This window comes from Robiginitalea rubriflava, assembly GCF_052540725.1.
This window is the reverse complement of sequence record NZ_CP199309.1, coordinates 2,497,386-2,516,294: the sequence shown is the minus strand read 5'-3', so window position 1 is coordinate 2,516,294 and position 18,909 is coordinate 2,497,386. Positions and strand designations below refer to the sequence as shown.

General features: G+C 47.6%; 13 protein-coding genes. 9 read left to right on the top strand and 4 right to left on the bottom strand.

All coding sequences use genetic code 11. The features are described 5' to 3' along the window. Positions 1-30: 30 nt before the first annotated feature. The gene (locus tag ACT6NU_RS11440; RefSeq protein WP_445381805.1) at positions 31-2,493 is read left to right on the top strand and encodes a M14 family metallopeptidase; all 2,463 of its coding nucleotides are present in this window, start codon (positions 31-33) and stop codon (positions 2,491-2,493) included. 34 nt (positions 2,494-2,527) lie between these two features. Here the strand turns inward: ACT6NU_RS11440 and ACT6NU_RS11435 are convergent, their stop codons facing one another. The 3 genes from ACT6NU_RS11435 to ACT6NU_RS11425 form a co-directional block, all read right to left on the bottom strand. Next, complete coding sequence (locus tag ACT6NU_RS11435) at positions 2,528-4,162, bottom strand: Gfo/Idh/MocA family protein (RefSeq protein ID WP_445381804.1); 1,635 nt, start codon at positions 4,160-4,162, stop codon at positions 2,528-2,530. Then, positions 4,159-4,653 (bottom strand): DoxX family membrane protein, encoded by a 495-nt coding sequence (locus ACT6NU_RS11430; RefSeq protein ID WP_445381803.1) that lies wholly within the window; start codon positions 4,651-4,653, stop codon positions 4,159-4,161. The genes ACT6NU_RS11435 and ACT6NU_RS11430 overlap by 4 nt, the downstream gene beginning before the upstream one ends. Positions 4,654-4,791: 138 nt before the next feature. After that, positions 4,792-6,054, bottom strand: a complete 1,263-nt coding sequence (locus tag ACT6NU_RS11425) for an aminotransferase class V-fold PLP-dependent enzyme (protein ID WP_445381802.1) — start codon at positions 6,052-6,054, stop codon at positions 4,792-4,794. 86 nt (positions 6,055-6,140) lie between these two features. Here ACT6NU_RS11425 and ACT6NU_RS11420 point away from each other — a divergent pair, with 86 nt between their 5' ends. From ACT6NU_RS11420 to ACT6NU_RS11395, 6 genes are all read left to right on the top strand, one after another. Beyond that, positions 6,141-6,758 (top strand): DinB family protein, encoded by a 618-nt coding sequence (locus ACT6NU_RS11420; protein ID WP_445381801.1) that lies wholly within the window; start codon positions 6,141-6,143, stop codon positions 6,756-6,758. Positions 6,759-6,870: 112 nt separating this feature from the next. After that, a complete protein-coding gene (locus ACT6NU_RS11415) occupies positions 6,871-8,157 on the top strand; it encodes a carboxypeptidase-like regulatory domain-containing protein (RefSeq protein ID WP_445381800.1) in 1,287 nt (428 codons plus the stop codon). 647 nt (positions 8,158-8,804) lie between these two features. Then, positions 8,805-11,024, top strand: a complete 2,220-nt coding sequence (locus tag ACT6NU_RS11410) for an NADP-dependent isocitrate dehydrogenase (RefSeq protein ID WP_445381799.1) — start codon at positions 8,805-8,807, stop codon at positions 11,022-11,024. A gap of 97 nt (positions 11,025-11,121) precedes the next feature. Further along, positions 11,122-13,524 (top strand): TonB-dependent receptor, encoded by a 2,403-nt coding sequence (locus ACT6NU_RS11405; protein ID WP_445381798.1) that lies wholly within the window; start codon positions 11,122-11,124, stop codon positions 13,522-13,524. Further along, positions 13,524-14,420, top strand: coding sequence for a DUF4249 family protein (locus tag ACT6NU_RS11400; protein WP_445381797.1), 897 nt, complete (start codon positions 13,524-13,526; stop codon positions 14,418-14,420). The genes ACT6NU_RS11405 and ACT6NU_RS11400 overlap by 1 nt, the downstream gene beginning before the upstream one ends. Positions 14,421-14,452: 32 nt before the next feature. Continuing rightward, positions 14,453-15,328: a DUF4249 family protein gene (locus tag ACT6NU_RS11395; protein WP_445381796.1), complete on the top strand. Its 876-nt coding sequence runs from the start codon at positions 14,453-14,455 to the stop codon at positions 15,326-15,328. Here the strand turns inward: ACT6NU_RS11395 and ACT6NU_RS11390 are convergent, their stop codons facing one another. Continuing rightward, positions 15,329-16,459, bottom strand: coding sequence for a glycerate kinase (locus ACT6NU_RS11390; protein ID WP_445381795.1), 1,131 nt, complete (start codon positions 16,457-16,459; stop codon positions 15,329-15,331). 172 nt (positions 16,460-16,631) lie between these two features. Between ACT6NU_RS11390 and ACT6NU_RS11385 the strand changes: the two genes are divergently transcribed. Both ACT6NU_RS11385 and thrS read left to right on the top strand, forming a co-directional pair. After that, positions 16,632-16,859, top strand: coding sequence for a DUF6095 family protein (locus tag ACT6NU_RS11385; protein WP_445381794.1), 228 nt, complete (start codon positions 16,632-16,634; stop codon positions 16,857-16,859). 79 nt (positions 16,860-16,938) lie between these two features. Next, positions 16,939-18,885, top strand: coding sequence for a threonine--tRNA ligase (gene thrS, locus ACT6NU_RS11380; RefSeq protein ID WP_445381793.1), 1,947 nt, complete (start codon positions 16,939-16,941; stop codon positions 18,883-18,885). Positions 18,886-18,909: the final 24 nt, after the last annotated feature.

Here is an 18,909-nt window from a genome sequence, read left to right as displayed (position 1 = left end):
TTTGGAGACTTAAAAACCCGGGAATACCTTATGAAGTACCTCTATTTGATCCTTAGCCTGTTTCTTGCATTCACAAGTACAGCACAAAAACTCCAATCTCCTGCTGAGTTTTTGGGGTACCAGCTGGGAACACAATTTACCCGGCACCATGAGGTTTTGAAGTATTACAATTATGTTGCCGAAACCCTTCCAAAGCAGGTGCAACTGCAAAGCTATGGCAAGACCTACGAGCGCAGACCGCTTATGCTGGCCACCATATCTTCAGGTGAAAATATGGCCCGGATAAACGAAATCAGGGTGGAGCACATGAAGGGCCTTGAAGGAGCCGGGGCCTCAGAAATTGCAATCGTCTGGCTCAGCTATAACGTACACGGGAATGAAAGTGTCAGTACGGAAGCTTCCATGCAAACCCTCTATGAATTGCTGACTTCCAAAAAAGGGTATCTGGAAAATACTGTGGTTATCATAGACCCCTGTATTAATCCGGATGGAAGGGATCGATACGTAAACTGGTATAACCAATACAAAAACACCCCTTTCCAGGTAGACCCCAACAGTCGGGAACATCACGAAGGCTGGTGGTCCGGGAGAAGTAATCACTATATGTTTGACCTGAACCGGGACTGGGCCTGGCTTACGCAGACTGAAAGCAGGCAGCGCCTGGAAAAGTTCAATCAGTGGTATCCGCACATACATGTAGATTTCCACGAACAGGGCGTGGATGACCCCTACTATTTTGCTCCGGCAGCCGAACCTTACCACGAAGTAATTTCAAACTTTCAACGGGAATTCCAGGAAACTATCGGGAGAAACCACGCACGCTATTTTGATGCAGCGGGATGGTTTTATTTTACAAAAGAAGTGTTTGATTTATTCTATCCGAGTTACGGAGATACCTACCCCACCTACAATGGGGCCATTGGAATGACCTATGAGCAGGGGGGCAGCGGCCGGGCAGGACTGGCCATAACCACCTCAATCGGAGATACCCTTAGTCTGAAAGACCGTTTGGAGCACCACCTGACCACAGGCCTGAGCACCGTAGAGGTAGCTTCCGGACATGCCCAGCGCCTAACGGATGAATTCAGGGCTTTTTACAAAAAACTCCCCGCCTTTAAATACAAGAGTTATGCGCTCAGCGGGAATCCTGGAAAAATTAAAATTCTCACAGACCTGCTGGACCGGCACCAGATTAAATACGGCCGGGGAGTTTCGGGGACCGCCAGGGGTTTTTTATACAGAAGCGGGAAATCAGGATCCATCAAACTGGATTCCAGCAGCCTGATTGTGTCTACAGACCAGAAGAAGGGCCGGCTCGTAAAAGTACTTTTTGAACCCAATGCACGCCTGAGCGATTCCCTGACCTATGATATTACTGCCTGGTCCCTTCCGTATGCCTACGGCCTGGAATCTCTGGCATCAGAAACCCAGCTACCCTCCCGGCCCGGAAGTTGGGTACTCCCGGCTTCAACAGCCCAGCCATCAAAAGGGGAGGCTTATGCCTATCTCGCCCCCTGGGGAAGTATGGAAGACGCCCGTTTTCTGGCATCCCTGCTAAATGAGGGCATCAGGGTCCGGCGGGCTGAAAAAGCCTTTAAACTGGAAGGTCGCAGCTGGGAGCCCGGCACCCTCATCATCAGCAGAGGGGATAACAAGTCAAATGTGGACTTCACGGCCCATCTTAGCGAAAAGGCAGCGAAGCATGGTGTAATACTAATCCCAGCTCCTACAGGTTTTGTTGATAAGGGCAAAGATTTCGGTTCGGATGCGGTAAGAGTTGTTAAAGCGGCAAGGGTTGCTGCCCTCTCGGGAGAACCCGTGTCAACCCTCAGGTTTGGCGAGGTCTGGCACTTTTTTGAACAACAACTGGGATATCCGCTCACCGTTTTGGGCTCCGACTATATCGACAGGATAGATCTTTCGCAGTACGATATCCTGATATTGCCCTCTGGTTATGGCTATGGCGAAATCCTGAATGAAAAGATGCTGGCAGAGCTTAAATCTTGGGTCGCCACTGGCGGTCGGCTCATCGCCATGGGTTCAGCCATAGGGAAGCTCGGAGGAGAAAAAGGATTTAAAATAAAGACCAAAGAGCCGCCGCAGGAGGAAGAAGACCCTGAGTTACTGGCCTATTCGGAAAATCAGCGGGAACGGATAAGGGATGCTATTACAGGCGCTATCTTCAAAACCCGGGTAGACAACACCCATCCGCTTGCTTTCGGTTATCCTGAAACCTACTTTAGCCTGAAGCTCGGAAACGCAGCCTATGAGCCCCTTAAAAGCGGGACGGTGGTACACCTGGAGGACAAAGCAGGTCCAGTGGCGGGCTTTGCCGGGAGCAATGCCCTGGACAAAATCCCCAACAGCCTGATATTCGGCGTTGAAAATTATGGCAGGGGCGAAGTGGTTTATTTGGTAGACAACCCCCTTTTCCGGGGCTTCTGGGAAGGCGGAAAACTCTTCTTCGCCAATGCCCTGTTCATGTTGCCATAAAACCCTTCAGCTACAGAAAACGGATTAGCAGATCCTAAACCGGCTGTCCCTTAAGCTTCTCAGAAACGTCCTCCGGGCTGCCAAGCAACACCTGGTCCAGGTCCAGGCCTTCAATCTCGGCTACCCGTTGTTTCCGGGCATCCCATTCTATCCTTCTCCCGAGCTTCCAGGAAAGGCCTGCCATATGGGCAGAGATGGCTTCCTCGAAACCCTCCTGAATCCCGCAGCTTAACCCATGGTTATTCCTGAAGCTGCTGAGCCATTCGCGAAGGTGCAGGAAAGTGGAATCGACCCGTTTCCCATCTATATAGGTCCACATCAGGCCCTTATCTGCAAAATATTGGGAAGTCGCAGAAGAAACACCGTCCAGGGCACTGCTCGATGGGTCGTAGGAATAGATCGGACTCCTGGGGTTCATCTTACCTTCCTCCAGCAGGTTTGCATAGCGGGTGGAGCTGCCATCCGGCCAGATGGTGAGGCGGTTGCCCAATTCCAGGCTGGCATCATGCCCCATAAGCATGGTAGGCCTGCTCAGACCATTACCAAGCGTAGCGCTATAGGTAAAGGTCATCCCCCGTTCTTTGCCTTTTACCTGGCTGCTGCCGGTGCTGAAATCCGGAAACTCCATATTCACCTGTAATACATCGGGAACATTGCGCCCGTCACGGTGCGTATAAATGCCCCCTGATGCCATAACCGCCTTGGGAATACCCATATTCAGGACGCAGTTCAGGCGATCGTAATCATGGGTAAGAAGGTCTCCGGAAAGTCCCGAGCCGTATGCCCACCATTTGCGCCATCTGAAAAAATGATTTTTATTAAAGGGTATTTGGGGGGCCGACCCCAGGAATTGTTCCCAATCGATAGTCTCAGGGCTCGCCTCCGGATGTAAGTCGTAATTCCAGGCCCCGTTGTCATCATTCCGATTGGTATTGGTGGTAATAAGGGAAACATGCCCCAGCACCCCCTTATCAATAATATCCCGGGCGGTTTTAAAACTGAGGGTCTGACGGTGCTGATGCCCGATCTGTAATTTTGCCTGAGACGCTTCGGCCACTTCTTTTAGCTCGTAGGTTTCGGCCAGGGTATGGGTCATGGGCTTTTCCAAATATACGTGGACATTACTGCGAAGGGCCTCCATCGCCATGGGTGCATGCCAGTGGTCCGGGGTAGCAATAATTACCGCCTCCACTTCCCCGCTGCCAATCATATCTTTATAAGTCCGGAAGCGTTTAACAGGATTTCCTTCCGAACTAAAGGAACGAATCGCTTTTTGTGCGCGGGCATCAAAAATATCACAGACTCCTGCGATAGTTACATTTAATTTTTCCTGGTTCCTGAAATCTTCCAGGGCAGTAAAAGGCCTGCCCTCAGCTTTGGCTACTTTTGCTTCCTCCTCCATCTCCAGTAGCCACTCGTCTGTTGCAAAGCCCAGTGAGCGACAGAGTTGTTCCCCCCTGATCCCGAAACCAATGATTCCCATGCGCACAGGTTCTCCTCCTATTGCAGGAATGGCTTCCGGCAATGAAGGCTGTATATTGAGGGTTTTCAAAAGGTTTTCCCGTTCTTTTTTAAGGCCGGTTGCCGAGGCGGCACCTGCCCACCACACTGCGCCTAAAATGGGTATTCCCCCCAGCCCTAATAATGCTTCTCTTCGCGTCCAGCTCATGATAATTCCGATTTAGATGTTGTTGTTTTTTTTACTAAAATGCGCCCGAGGCCAAAGACAGAACCCGTAGGTTGCAGATATAAGAGGGAACAGGCCACTAATTCTATCAGGTTTTTATTGACAAACCAGTAGCTTCCTTCCACGTTTATCTGATCCAGCCAGGGAAAGGAAGGGTGTGCCAGATAATAAAGTGCAAGCAGCAGCATCCCCACCAGGGCACCTGCGCGTTCGAAAACTCCTAGCAGTAAGGTGAGTCCCGTAAAAACAAGCGCCAGCCAGTTAAGGGTATCTACCCAGGGCAACAAATCCGGGTTGGCCAGATAGGCAAACAATGACTTTAAAGGCCCCTGTGCAGAGGCGAGGTATCCAAAACTGGTCCAGTCCGGATTGTATAGCTTTATCACCCCTTCGTACAGGAAGTGCCACCCTATAAGGATTCTAAGAAGGACCAGGCTTTGCCTGAAACCCCATTTTCCATTTGTAGCTGACATAGTATCGTGTTTAGAAATTTATTGCAGGATTCTTCGGGATTTTAATAAATGCCAAAATGCAACCTTAAAAGTAAGATAGCCCCAAGACTGAGCCTATGACCATTATCATCTTTTTGATAGCCAGGACTCCAATGTTCATCAGGCCCTCCTGGCCAGGGTTTTCATCGCCTCAATAAATGCGTCCAGTTCTTGCATACGGGTATAGACATTGGGGGTGATACGACAGCCTTTTACGGAAGGACTGTTAATGGCTACCGTAAAGATTCCGAATTCATCCAGCAGGGTTTCAGACAAGGCGGCCGGCTCCATCCCCAGTATACCGACATTGGCAATGCCACAGCTGCGCTCTTTGGCCTCAGGGGTGTTCAGTTGTATTTTATCTACACCTCTCAGGGCGTCTGTCCAATAGCGCTGAAGGCTTTGCAGCCGTTCCGCTTTGCGCTCCAGACCCATCAACTCCAGGTAATCCATGGCATTCTCAATGGCCAGATCTGTATGCACCGGATGTGTCCCTGTATGGTTCAGTTTTCGGATATGTCCGGGCTCTGGTTTGTGCTCGGCCAGCAGCGGCCAGATTTTTTCCACCTTATCTTCTTTTACGTATAAGATACCTGCCCCCAGGGGAGTACTCAACCATTTATGTAAACTGGAGCCGTAATAATCGCAGTCCAGCTCGGTGAGGTCTACAGGGATATGCCCTACGCAATGGGCCCCGTCTACCATCACTTCAACCCCATGACGGTGGGCCATATCGCAAATTTTACGCACGGGAAGGATCTGCCCGGTAATATTAATCATATGGCAGATCATCAACAAGCGGGTCTTCGGGCTGATCTGTTGTTCGTACAGGTCTACCAGTTCCTGGTCGGAAGCAGGATGGCTGGGGACCGAAACCACTTTGTTTACTACCCCGTACCGCCTGGAAATCATCCGAAACTGATCTTGCATGGCGCCGTAATCCTGTTCTGCAAAAATGGCCTCATCTCCCGGTTTCCAGGGAAAGCCGGAAATCACAAGGTCAAGCGATTCAGTTGTATTTCGGGTTATGGCCAATTCGGATTCCCGACAATTTAAAAAGCGGGCCAGCCTTCCGGCTATCCTACTTTTATTCTCCCATTGAACCGTGCGCATATAATAAGACCCCTCATAATTAATACGGGATACATGTTCCATAAAGCGGGAAAGGGTTGGCCGCGGAATGATATTGTAATAGCCATTTTCAAGATTGATATAATCGGGCTTGAGGGCATAATCTTCCCGTATTCGTTCCCAGAAATCGGGCTCATCTTTGCCAGGATAAGGCCTGGGATAGGGAGCGGCCATTATTTGGGGTGCGGATAACAGACAGGGAGCAGCCAGGGTGAACTGGCCCATGCGTTTCAGAAAGGTTCTTTTTTCCATCTCAGGTTGTTTGTATACTACAAGATAAATAATGTATGGCGAAGCCGTACAGGGATTATGTATCTTTAATTAAAAAAAGACCTTAAATGAATACGGAAATTATAAATCGTCATACCCTTTTTGTTTTATGCCTGCTTTTAATTTCATCCAGTATGTCCGCACAAACCTCCAAAGATTCAGACCTGCCCTACCAACAGATTCCCGATTATCCCGAAAATTATGGAGCCGAAACCGTTGTAAAGCGGCTTCTGGACGGCCTGGGTTTTCGATTTTACTGGGCAACAGAAGGCCTGAAGGAGGCAGATTTAAGCTATAAACCCTCTCCTGAGGGCCGTTCCCTTCAAGAAACCCTCGACCATATTCTCGGTTTATCGGAGGTAATCCGCCAATCCGCCCGAAAAGAAAAGGTGATCAGGGGAGAAAGGCCTGCTGCCGGGCTCAATTGGCAGGCAAAGAGGGCTTTGGTTCTTCAAAATATACAGGTGGCCTCCCGCTTATTCGAAACAACCGAATCTCTGGACATACATCCCATGATATTCAGCTATCCCAAAGGCGAACGCAGCTATCCCTTCTGGAACATGATAAATGGACCCATATCTGATGCATTATGGCATTGCGGGCAAATAGTTTTACTCAGAAGAGCTGCAGGAAACCCCATGCCAATAGGGGTAAATGTACTGGAAGGAATCCGAAAAGGCTCCTGATATATAGGGTCTTCCCAGCCACTGGCATCATCTGAATATTTACTACCTTTACAGGGGTATTAAAACAGATTTAAATAAAGTAATTACAAGACATTTCAGTACAAAAAGCCGCATGCTAAGAGAGAGAATTTTAATAGGAATTTTACTGTTTTTGGTATTTTTCAAAATGCCGGCCCGGGCACAGGAAACTGCCGAACAGGAACCTTTCCAGTCCTTTCGCGGGGTAGTCCTGGACGCTATAAACAAGGACCCCTTGATTTTTGCCACCCTGAGCGTGGAAAGTCTCAATATTAGTACAATCACCAATTCTGAAGGGGCTTTTCTTCTTAAAATACCAGAGGGAAATACGGAAGCCGAAGTAGTCGTTTCTTTTCTGGGGTATAAAACAAAAAAGATACCATTGCTGCAATTTCTGCAGGAGGGTAATGAAATAATGCTGGAGGTATCGGTTACACCCCTGGCAGAAGTGGATTTGGTGGTTCCCAGGAATGCCGAAGTTCTGGTAAAAGAAACCCTGAGAAAAAAAGGCGACAATTACATTCAGGACCATATCCGGATGACTGCTTTTTACAGGGAAACCATAAAAAAGCGCAGGCGAAACGTATCCCTTTCCGAGGCAGTGGTAACCATATACAAAACACCTTATTCGTCTCCCAGAAGAGACGTGGTGGAATTGTATAAAAGTCGTAAGAGTACTGACTATGATAAACTGGATACCGTAGCCCTGAAATTACAGGGAGGCCCTTTTAATGCCTTATATGTGGATATTATGAAGTATCCGGAGTTCATTTTTTCAGATGAATATATCGATGACTATGAATTCTTTTTTGAGCGGAATACCCGAATAAATGACCGGATGATTTTTGTTATCGGTTTCAGGCAAAAGCCGGAAGTTAACGAACCGCTGTACGCTGGTAAATTATTTATTGACGGGGAGCGAAAATTACTGACCAGCGCCATCTTTTCTCTGAACATTACCAACAGGGAACTGGCCAGCAGGATGTTTGTAAGACGCAAACCATCCAACGCCTCTGTTTACCCCACTGAGGTGGCCTATCGGGTAGATTACCGTGAGAAAGACGGTAAATGGTATTACGGGTACAGCAACGCCATATTGGAATTTAAGATAGACTGGGACCGGAAATTATTCAATTCCGTATACAGCCTAACCTGTGAAATGGCCGTAACGGACTGGGAACCCAATCCTGAAGCAATAGTTCCGAGAAACAGGGACCGCATCCGTTCCAATATTATCCTCAGTGAAGCGGCATCCGGTTTTTCGGATCCTGATTTCTGGGGTGCCTACAATATAATTGAGCCCGATAAGTCCATAGAATCGGCCATCCGGAAAATCCAGCGCCAGTTAAGGAGGGATCAAAGGGATAGTGGAAAGAACTAACAGGTTGCAACAGATTACCTTTTACTTATAAACAATTGTTTATATCTACGGTTAATATTATGTAGATTACTTTTTCGCATAATTATTTGCTAATGAGGAAGATAAAAGCTACTTTAGTTTTGCAATCGAGTAGTTAAACCAGTCCATGGTTCTAAACGAAAGGTCGCTATAAAGTTGACGTTCTTTATACTGTTGATTAGTCTCACAAAATAAATAGCAGCAATGCCCATTTATTTCAAAGACGAGCGAGATTGCGGGGGCTGTAGCTCCGGTAAAATTCGTGGGGACTTTTACGTTACGTTGCAAACCCAGGTTGGTCACGTAAGATGAAAGAACTAAGCAGCAGGACGAAATGCTGTCTGATTGCTCAGTTGAAAAACAGAGCAGCAACGCTTTTCAAACGTTGAAACAGGGATACAGACGCAATCAATGGTTGCAATGCCAAGCCTCGGCGGGTATATATGATCTGAGAACTGTTTCTAGAAAGCCATGTCAATGTACTCGTTACAATGATATGGCTTTTGTTTTTTTGCCTCCCCGAATTTATAAGGTCCACATTCCTTTATTATATCCACTGCCGGCTTATTATGCCTTTCTAAGCTGCATTAAAATTGTATATTTGCTGCGCTTTAAAGAAGACGGAATTTATGGCCACAATACACTATACAAAAACCGATGAAGCGCCTGCCCTTGCAACGGCTTCATTTTTACCCATTGTTAAAGCGTTTACAGGCACTGCCGGGATACAGGTGGAAAGCAGGGATATCTCTCTGGCTGGAAGAATTCTGGCCGTCTTTCCGGAATACCTCACTGAATCCCAGCGCATTCCGAATGATTTGGAATTTTTGGGAGAACTGGCCAAGTTGCCGGAAGCGAATATCATCAAGCTCCCGAATATATCTGCCTCAATACCACAATTAAAAGAGGCCATAGAAGAATTACAATCCAAAGGATACGCACTGCCCGATTATCCGGATGAACCTTCCAACGGGGATGAAAAAGAAATTAAAGCCCGATACGACAGAATAAAGGGAAGTGCCGTCAACCCGGTTTTACGGGAAGGTAATTCGGACAGGCGTGCCCCGAGGCCCGTTAAGAATTTCGCGAGGAAAAACCCTCATAGTATGGGTGCCTGGAGCCGCGATTCCAAAAGCCATGTTGCAAGTATGGCTTATGGTGATTTCAAGGCCAATGAGAAATCAGTTACGCTCGCCAAACCTGCAAACCTCAGCATAGTATGGTCTGACGGAAAGGGAGCCTCAAAAGTACTCAAGGAGGAAATCAAAGTACTGGCCGGGGAGATTGTGGATTCAAGTGTTATGGAGAAAAAGGCCCTTCTTGAATTTTTGCACACCCAATTAAAGGATGCGAAAGAAAAAGGGATTCTTTTTTCAGTACACCTGAAGGCGACAATGATGAAGGTATCGGACCCCATCATTTTCGGGCATGTATTGAAATGTTATTTTGAAACGGTTTTCGACAAACATGCCGATACTTTTGAAAAATTGGGCATTGATCCGAATAACGGACTGGAAAGCCTGCTGGAAAGCCTGGATAAATTATCGGCGGCTGCATCTTCAGAAATCCAAACCGATATTGACAAGACCATTGAAAACGGTCCGGATCTGGCCATGGTTAATTCTGATAAAGGGGTTACCAACCTTCATGTGCCCAGTGACGTGATCATTGATGCCTCCATGCCTGCCATGATCAGAAGCTCAGGTAAAATGTGGAATAAGGAGGGCAAACTACAGGACACCAAAGCTGTTATCCCTGACAGCAGTTATGCAGGCGTTTATCAGGAAACCATTGATTTTTGTAAAGAGCACGGGGCTTTTGACCCGAGAACCATGGGAACGGTTCCCAATGTTGGGCTGATGGCACAGAAAGCCGAAGAATACGGTTCGCATGACAAAACCTTTCAGATAGAAGCCAGTGGTGTTGTACAGGTGGTAAACAAGGAAACCAATGAGGTTCTGATGGAGCACCCCGTTAACCAAGGCGATATCTGGAGGATGTGCCAGGTAAAAGACCTGCCTATACAGGACTGGATCAAACTGGCAATAAGCAGAGCCCGGGATTCTGAAACCCCGGCGGTTTTCTGGCTAGACAGTGAGCGGGCTCACGATCGGGAATTAATCAAAAAAGTTGATCAGTACCTCCCCGAAGCGCTCCGCAAAGAATTGGACATTCGGGTGCTCTCCCCTGTAGAAGCTACCCGGTTTACACTAAGCAGGTTAAAGGCCGGAAAAGATACCATCTCCGTAACCGGAAACGTCCTGAGAGACTACCTGACAGACCTGTTCCCTATCCTGGAGGTAGGAACCAGTGCCAAAATGTTGTCAATTGTCCCCCTTATGAATGGCGGGGGCCTGTTTGAAACCGGTGCGGGAGGCTCTGCGCCCAAGCACGTTGAACAATTCAGGGAAGAAGGCCACCTCAGGTGGGACTCCCTTGGCGAATTTATGGCGCTGGCTGTATCCCTGGATCACTACGGGAAGAAAAATAAAAGCCGGGCAGCAAGTATTCTGGGAAAGGCCCTGGATGATGCCACCGAAAAATTCCTTGAAGAAAATCGCTCTCCTTCCCGCAAAGTAGGAGAACCGGATACACGCAGCAGTCATTTCTTTCTGGCCTTGTACTGGGCAGAAGCCATGGCACAGCAGGATGAAGATTCAGACCTGAAACAACGATTTGCCCTGGTGGCGAAAAGCCTGCAGGAGCATTCTCAGCAGATTCAGCAGGACCTTATTACCGCACAGGGAAAGGCACAGGACATCGGCGGTTATTACCTGCCGGATCCTGAAATGCAGACCCGTGCCATGCGGCCCAGCGAGCGTTTCAACCACCTTCTTGAAAACCTCTGACAAAGGAACCATTTAAGAAGATTTTGACGGTCATTGGTCTTTCCCAAGTCTTTGGTAGATGATTATTATTTTCCCTATTTTTAGGGAAATAACTTGCATGAAAAAGATTTGCTGGGTGCTGCTCACCCTTCTTTGCACGTCAATTTATTCCGAATTGATTGCCCAGACCCGCTACACGCTAAGCGGGACCATTACAGAGGCCAGAAGTAACGAAACACTTATAGGGGTAAGCATAGTGGTTCCCGAATTGCGCACAGGGGTTACCACAAACGAATACGGCTTTTATTCATTGAGCTTGCCTGAAGGATCCTATGAGGTGGTAATCTCCTACCTCGGGTTCCAGGAGATTCGACAGCAGCTGGATTTCAGCTCCAACCAACGCCTCAATTTTCAGCTTGAAGAAAAAGCAGAACAACTGCAGGAGGTAGTGGTTACGGATGATGCTGAGCGCCTGGATATCCGAAAACCACAGATGAGCGTAAATACCCTCAAAGTAGAGACCATCAAAAATATTCCTGTGGTCCTGGGGGAGGCAGATGTCATCAAATCCATCATTCTGCTTCCCGGGGTAACCAATGCAGGAGAAGCCTCTTCCGGCTTCAATGTACGCGGCGGGGCGGTAGATCAGAACCTCATTCTGCTGGATGAAGCCACTATCTTTAATTCTTCCCACCTCTTTGGCTTTTTCTCGGTCTTTAACCCGGATGCCATCAAGGATGTAAAACTTTTTAAAGGAGGGATCCCTGCCCGCTATGGGGGAAGGGTATCATCAGTGCTTGAGATCTTTCAAAAAGAAGGGAACAGCAAAGAGTTTAAAATGAACGGGGGCATCGGAGCCGTTGCCAGCAGGTTGCTGGCAGAGGGTCCTATTGTCAAGGACAAGGCTGCCTTTTTAATCGGCGGCAGGGCATCTTATGCCCATTTATTCCTGCCCCTCTTCGATATTGATAACCGGGCGTACTTCTACGACCTGAATACCAAACTGAACTATAAGATCAATTCCAGGAACAGTTTGTTTTTATCCGGTTATTTCGGTCGCGACTTGTTCAGTATCAATGACCTCTTTGTCAATACCTATGGGAATGCCGTTTTGAATTTCAGGTGGAACCACCTTTTTTCTGATAAGCTCTTCTCCAACCTGTCCCTGATCTATTCCGACTATTATTACGGGCTTGAGCTGGATTTTGTAGGCTTTGAATGGGATTCAGGTATCCAGAATTTCAATATTAAATACGATTTAAAAAACTATATAAACGACAAGTTCCAGATCAATTACGGGATGCATAATATTTACTATGTGTTCAATCCTGGAAAAATTATCCCAAACAGGCCTGATTCGGGAATCCTCCCGGAGCAATTAACCAAAAAGTACGCCAATGAAAATGCCCTCTATGTAGACTTTTCACACGAAGTGAGCCCAAAATTAAGCCTTAGTTACGGACTCAGGGTGAGTCAGTTCAACCGCCTGGGCCAGGACGAATTTTTTGTCTACGAAAATGGAAACCCCGTGGAATTTGATCCCTTCAGCCTGGTATACCGCGAGGGGACGCCTACGGATACCATTAGTGCAGGGCGTGGGGAAACCCTGGAGAAGTTCCTGAACCTGGAACCAAGGGTCTCGCTTTCCTACGCGCTCAATGACAATAATTCCTTTAAGGCCAGTTTTATACGCATGGCTCAGTATCTGCACCTGCTATCCAATACCAGCTCTCCCACTCCCCTGGATGTATGGACTCCCAGCGGTCCATACGTAAAACCTCAGTTGCTCAACCAGTATGCCCTGGGGTATTTCAGAAATATCGCCTCCGGAGATTACAGTTTTGAAACCGAGCTGTTTTTTAAAGAAGTGGACAACCGAATCGATTATATAGACGGAGCCAACCTGATTGCAAATGAGGCTATAGAACAGGTCATCCTCAATGGAGAGGCCCGCGCCTATGGCTGGGAAGTGCTGTTGCGTAAAAACAATGGCCCGCTTACCGGCTGGCTGGCCTATACCCTCTCAAAATCCGAACAGCGTACCCCGGGCAGGCCTCCTTTTGAAGACAATGGCCGTTCCAATCAGGAAACCGGAATCAACTTCGGAGAATGGTATAATACCCCCTTTGATAAAACCCATGATATAGCACTTTATGGAAATTACGAACTGAATAAGCGCTGGAGTTTTAACGCGAATTTTATTTTTCAAACCGGACAGCCGACCAATTATCCCGTGGGTCAGTTCGAGTTTGAAGGCCTGGTGGTGCCCTATTATGGACTGCGAAACCAGGAAAGGCTTCCGGATTACCACCGCCTGGATATTGGGGTGAGTCTGAAACCTACCCCAAAGAAAAATTCAGGTTTCAGAGGGGAATGGGTCTTCAGTATATACAATGTTTACAACCGAATGAATGCCGCCTCCATAAATTTCCGGCAGAACCAGGATACGGGGCGCAATGAGGCTATACGAACTTCTATTTTTGGGATAGTTCCGGCCGTAACTTATAATTTCAGTTTCTGATGCGAAATAGGCATTTTTATATCGCGATACTACTGGCGTTGGGAATGGGATGTGAAGATGTCATTGATGTAGATACCCCATCGGAAGCTCCGCGACTGGTTGTAGAAGGCCTGCTCCGGGTAGACCTGGCAGAACCTTTTATCCCTATCGCTATTCGGATAACGGAAACAACGAATTTTTTTGAGACCTCCAGCCCGGTGAGCAACCTGGAAAGCATTGTTATCATTTCAGAGGTTTTCGAAGATGGTATTTCTCAAAGCACACGGGTTTCGAGCCTTGCTGAATTACAGCCGGGAAGCGGGATTTATGAACCAGACCCCACCTTTGACAGTGACCAGCGTATCCCAACCAGTGTATTGAGCCAGGACGTGGTATTTACCCTGGTCATACGGCATAACGATAAGGGATATGCCGCTCAGACCAGATTCGTGCCTTCTGTGACGATTACATCCCTGGAACAGGGTACAAATACCCTTTTCGGGGAAGATGAAACAGAGGTAAAGGTGGGGTTTCGCGATCAGCCGGATGAGGATAATTTCTATGTTTTTGACTTTGGTTCCGGAAATTACCTCCCTACCGAGGACACCTTTTACCAGGGACAACTTTTTGAATTTTCATATTTTTACGACCAGCAGTTTGAAACGGGCACAAGCCTGGAGATAGGATTATTAGGCGCCGATCTGGATTTTTACAATTATATGAGCCTTCTGGTAGAACAATCCGAAGGACCGGACGATCCTTTTCAAACCCCGGTTGCCACCGTCCGGGGGAATGTTTTTGACATAACCGACCTGGATAACCTGAATAATTTTGATAATACCAACCAGCCGGAGGTCTTTCCTTTAGGATATTTTGCCGTTGTAGAGGAATATACGGCCCAACTAACTATTCAATGATGAATGCTATGCGAAACTTTGGTGTTTACTTCATGTCACTTGCCCTTATACTGCTAAGCACGGGTTGTGAGGAAGTTATTGAGCTGGAATTGGAGGGGGAAGCCCCGCGCCTGGTGGTAAACGGCCTTATACGGGTGAATGAACTGGAGGCCTTCGTGCCGGTCAAAATACGGCTTACGGAAACCAATAATTTTTTTGAAGAAATCCCGGTTACCCAGGCCGAAAATGCAATCATAATTATCGAACGCTTCGACAATGGGGAACCCATTGAGACCTTTACTTCATCACTGGCAGAAGAAAGTCCGGGAAGCGGTGTCTACATCCCAGATCCGAATGCGTCCTTTGACCAGCGAATTCCCGTTGAGCTGCTCAATGACGAGACGCGATTCACCCTGCAAATTACCCATAAAGGCAGGCAATATGTGGCGGAAACGGTTTACCAGCCAGTGGTTCCCATAGATTTTGTCGTTCAGGGCAACCGCACGCTGTTTGAAGGGGATGAAACGGAGGTCATTGTTGCTTTTACGGACCTTCCGCAAAATGATGATTTCTATGTTTTTGATTTTAGCTTTGGAGAGTTTCTGGTAACCGAAGATACATTTTACCAGGGACAATTGTTTCAGTTTTCCTATTTCTACGAGGATGAAATTGAGGCCGGGACGCAGGTTCCTATCAGTATAATGGGCGCAGATGAGGCCTTCTATAATTACATGGACCTGCTGATTACCCAGAGCGGGGACCTGCAGGGGCCTTTTCAAAGCCCCGTGGCCACGGTTAGAGGTAACATTATTGATGTTACCGGGATCAATAATCAGGATATTTTTGACAATGCTTCCCGCCCGGATGTTTACCCCCTGGGGTATTTTGCGGTTGTTCAGGAAGACATAGAGATCCTTACTATCAATTAACTACTTCATCTTCTCAAACCAGCGGGAAACTGCTTCTGTTGTTAATTTGGCGGCATGCTCCATGTTGTAAGCCAGGTCTTTATCCGGATGGGCTATTTCTATAACATCGGTAAGCCCTGCCCTAGCCAGTATTTCCCTGTCTGCGGTGCAAATTCCACATACGGCCAGAACAGGTATTTCATGTTCCAATCCCAGATTCAGCACCCCTTCAATGACCTTTCCTTTCAGGGTCTGTTCGTCTATTTTCCCCTCGCCGGTAATAATGAAGTCAGGAGTATTTTGTTTCAGATAGTCGGCAACGCCGTTAAGTTTAAAGATGTAATCGGTACCGCTGATGAACGAAGCATTGAGAAAGGCATGCAGACCATAGGCCGTTCCTCCTGCCGCCCCAGCTCCCGGCAACGAACCTGCCTCTTTGCCAAGCTGTTGGATTACGAGCCTGTCCAGGTGCTGCAAACCGGCATCCAGCTGGTCCACCATCGCTGGAGTCGCTCCTTTTTGAGCTGCGTAAACCCTTGCTGCCCCATCCGGGCCCCACAGCGGGTTATTGACGTCATTGACAGCTACTATGCTAACGCCATCCGGTAACACAGGGTCCTTTGGGGGCAGTATGGTTTTAATGGCATTCAGCTTACCCCCTACCGCTTCCAGTTCCCTTCCGTTTTCATCTATAAAAGTAAATTCAAAAGCTGCAGCCAGGCCTATACCCCCGTCATTTGTCGCGCTTCCGCCCAGCCCAACATAAATGGTTTTCGCGGATTGTTCCATAGCGTATTTCAGGAGCTGGCCCGTACCCAGAGTTGATGTCAGCAAGGGGTTCCGCTCAGCCTCATCAAGAAGTACCATGCCGGAGGCTACTGCCATTTCAATAAAAGCCTCAGAGGTATCGTAATCTATAAGAAAAGAAGCTTTTACAGGGCGCCCGAGAGGATCCTGAACGCTAACTTCGCATTCTGAAACCCTGCGCACAGCCTTTACGGCTTCCAGGAACCCATCCCCCCCGTCAGAGACTGCAAAATTCCGGAATCTTGTATCTGGAAACCGTTCCCTGATCCCGGATTCCAAAGCCCTTCGGACCTCTTCTGCCGTAAGGGATCCCTTGAATTTATCCGGCATTAAAACAATATCCATATACAGTATTTAGCTTTAAGAGACACCTTACTTTAAAATTTTACAAACCGCTGCTTAAATTCCCGCCCCAAAATTCTTCTTGTGCGCTCTAATAGAGATTGTGGGGCCCAACCCCAGGGGGGCAATTGTAATATAGTAAATCTTAGTATTTTTGAGGTTTAAATCAATACTAATGGGAACAGATAAAGGTTTACTCGTAAAAGGCCTGCAACGCCTTTTTTTTACGGCGGCATTAATGTTTGCGGGGCCTATAGTTCTCTACCAGGCTTTTAAGAATACAGAGCATCCTATGTTTATTCCGGTGCTGATATTCGGGATTATCCTGGCCCTGGGGGCAGTACTGATGGGTTTTTACAGCATAAAGACCCTGTTGGACGCTTTGTTTAATTCCAAAAACTGATTCCCGCCTGCTTACTGTTACAAATGGTTGCCTGCCAAGGCGGCAGGTATTATCTTTGCTTGCTTTTAGCCAATACAAAATGATTCAGATTACACTTCCGGATGGAAAACAAGTAAAACACCCCAAGGGTACAACCCCCCTGGAGGTGGCCCATTCAATTAGCCCTGGCCTTGCGAGGGCTGTGATCTCTGCCAGATATGACAACCGTAAAGTGGAGGTAAACACCCCGCTTACCGAAGACGGGGAGCTGGTATTGTACACCTGGAACGATGAAGAGGGCAAAAAGGCATTCTGGCACTCCAGCTCACATGTTGTAGCGCAGGCCCTGGAAGAACTCTATCCCGGAATCAAACTGACCATTGGCCCTGCTATTGATGCCGGTTTTTATTACGATGTGGATTTTGGGGATCACAGTATTTCCGAAAAAGATTTCCCCGCTATTGAAAAAAAGGCCATCGAAATTGCCAGGGGAAAGCATGATTTCAAAATGCGTGAGGTCTCCAAAGAGGATGCCCTTGCCTATTATCGCAAGCAGGAGAATCCTTACAAGCTCGAGCTGATAACAAATCTGGAAGATGGTGACATCACTTTCTGCGATCACGATACCTTTACTGACCTCTGCCGCGGAGGGCATATCCCGAATACCGGGCTCATCAAGGCAATCAAAATACTCAATGTAGCCGGGGCGTATTGGCGAGGCGATGAGAACCGTCCGCAGCTCACCCGTGTTTACGGGATTTCTTTTCCAAAACAAAAGGAACTCACAGAATATCTCGAACTGCTGGAAGAGGCCAAAAAAAGGGATCACCGAAAGCTTGGAAAAGAGCTGGAACTGTTCACTTTTTCCCAGAAGGTAGGGCAGGGTCTTCCTTTATGGCTGCCAAAAGGGGCGGCACTTCGGGAGCGACTGGAACAATTTCTTAAAAAGGCACAAAAAAAAGCAGGGTACGAAATGGTGGTCACACCCCATATCGGGCAAAAGGAATTATATGTTACCAGTGGTCATTACGCCAAATACGGGGAAGATAGTTTTCAGCCCATCCATACCCCGAAAGCAGATGAAGAATTCCTGCTAAAACCCATGAATTGCCCGCACCATTGTGAGATTTACAATGCCAAGCCTTTTAGCTATAGGGAGTTACCCAAGCGTTATGCCGAATTTGGCACCGTATATCGTTACGAACAGAGCGGGGAACTGCACGGCCTTACACGGGTAAGGGGTTTTACCCAGGACGATGCGCATATTTTCTGTACGCATGACCAGTTGGATCAGGAATTCAAGAATGTGATAGACCTGTCACTCTATGTGCTGGGCTCCCTTGGTTTTGAAAACTTTACCGCCCAGGTTTCCGTACGGGATCCTGAAAAACCGGAAAAATATATCGGTTCGGTAGATAATTGGGAGAAAGCAGAGGCAGCTATTATCAATGCAGCCCGTGAGAAGAATCTCGATTTTGTAATAGAACCCGGGGAAGCTGCATTCTACGGTCCAAAACTGGATTTTATGGTCAAGGATGCCCTGGGAAGGCAATGGCAACTGGGTACTATACAGGTAGATTACAACCTCCCGGAACGATTTGATCTTACGTATAAGGGCAGTGACAACGAATTACACCGGCCCGTAATGATCCACCGGGCTCCCTTCGGGAGTTTGGAACGCTTTGTGGCACTGTTACTAGAGCATACCGGTGGGAATTTCCCGCTTTGGCTCATTCCGGACCAGGCCATAATCCTGCCCGTTAGCGAGAAGCACGAAAAATATGCCGAAAAAGTTTTAAATTCACTGGAAAATCACGAAATTCGCGCCCTCTTGGACGCTCGCAGCGAGACAGTTGGCCGGAAAATCCGGGAAGCGGAGATGAATAAGCTCCCTTTTATGCTGATTGTGGGAGACCAGGAAATGGCTCAGGGCACTATTGCGGTGCGCAGGCACGGGGGGGAAGACCTTGGTTCAATCTCCGTGGAAGATTTTGCCGCCTTGGTAAGCAGTGAAATTAATAGTACCTTAAAGTCGTTTAAAAATTAGTTTAATTAAAACCATAAAGTCATA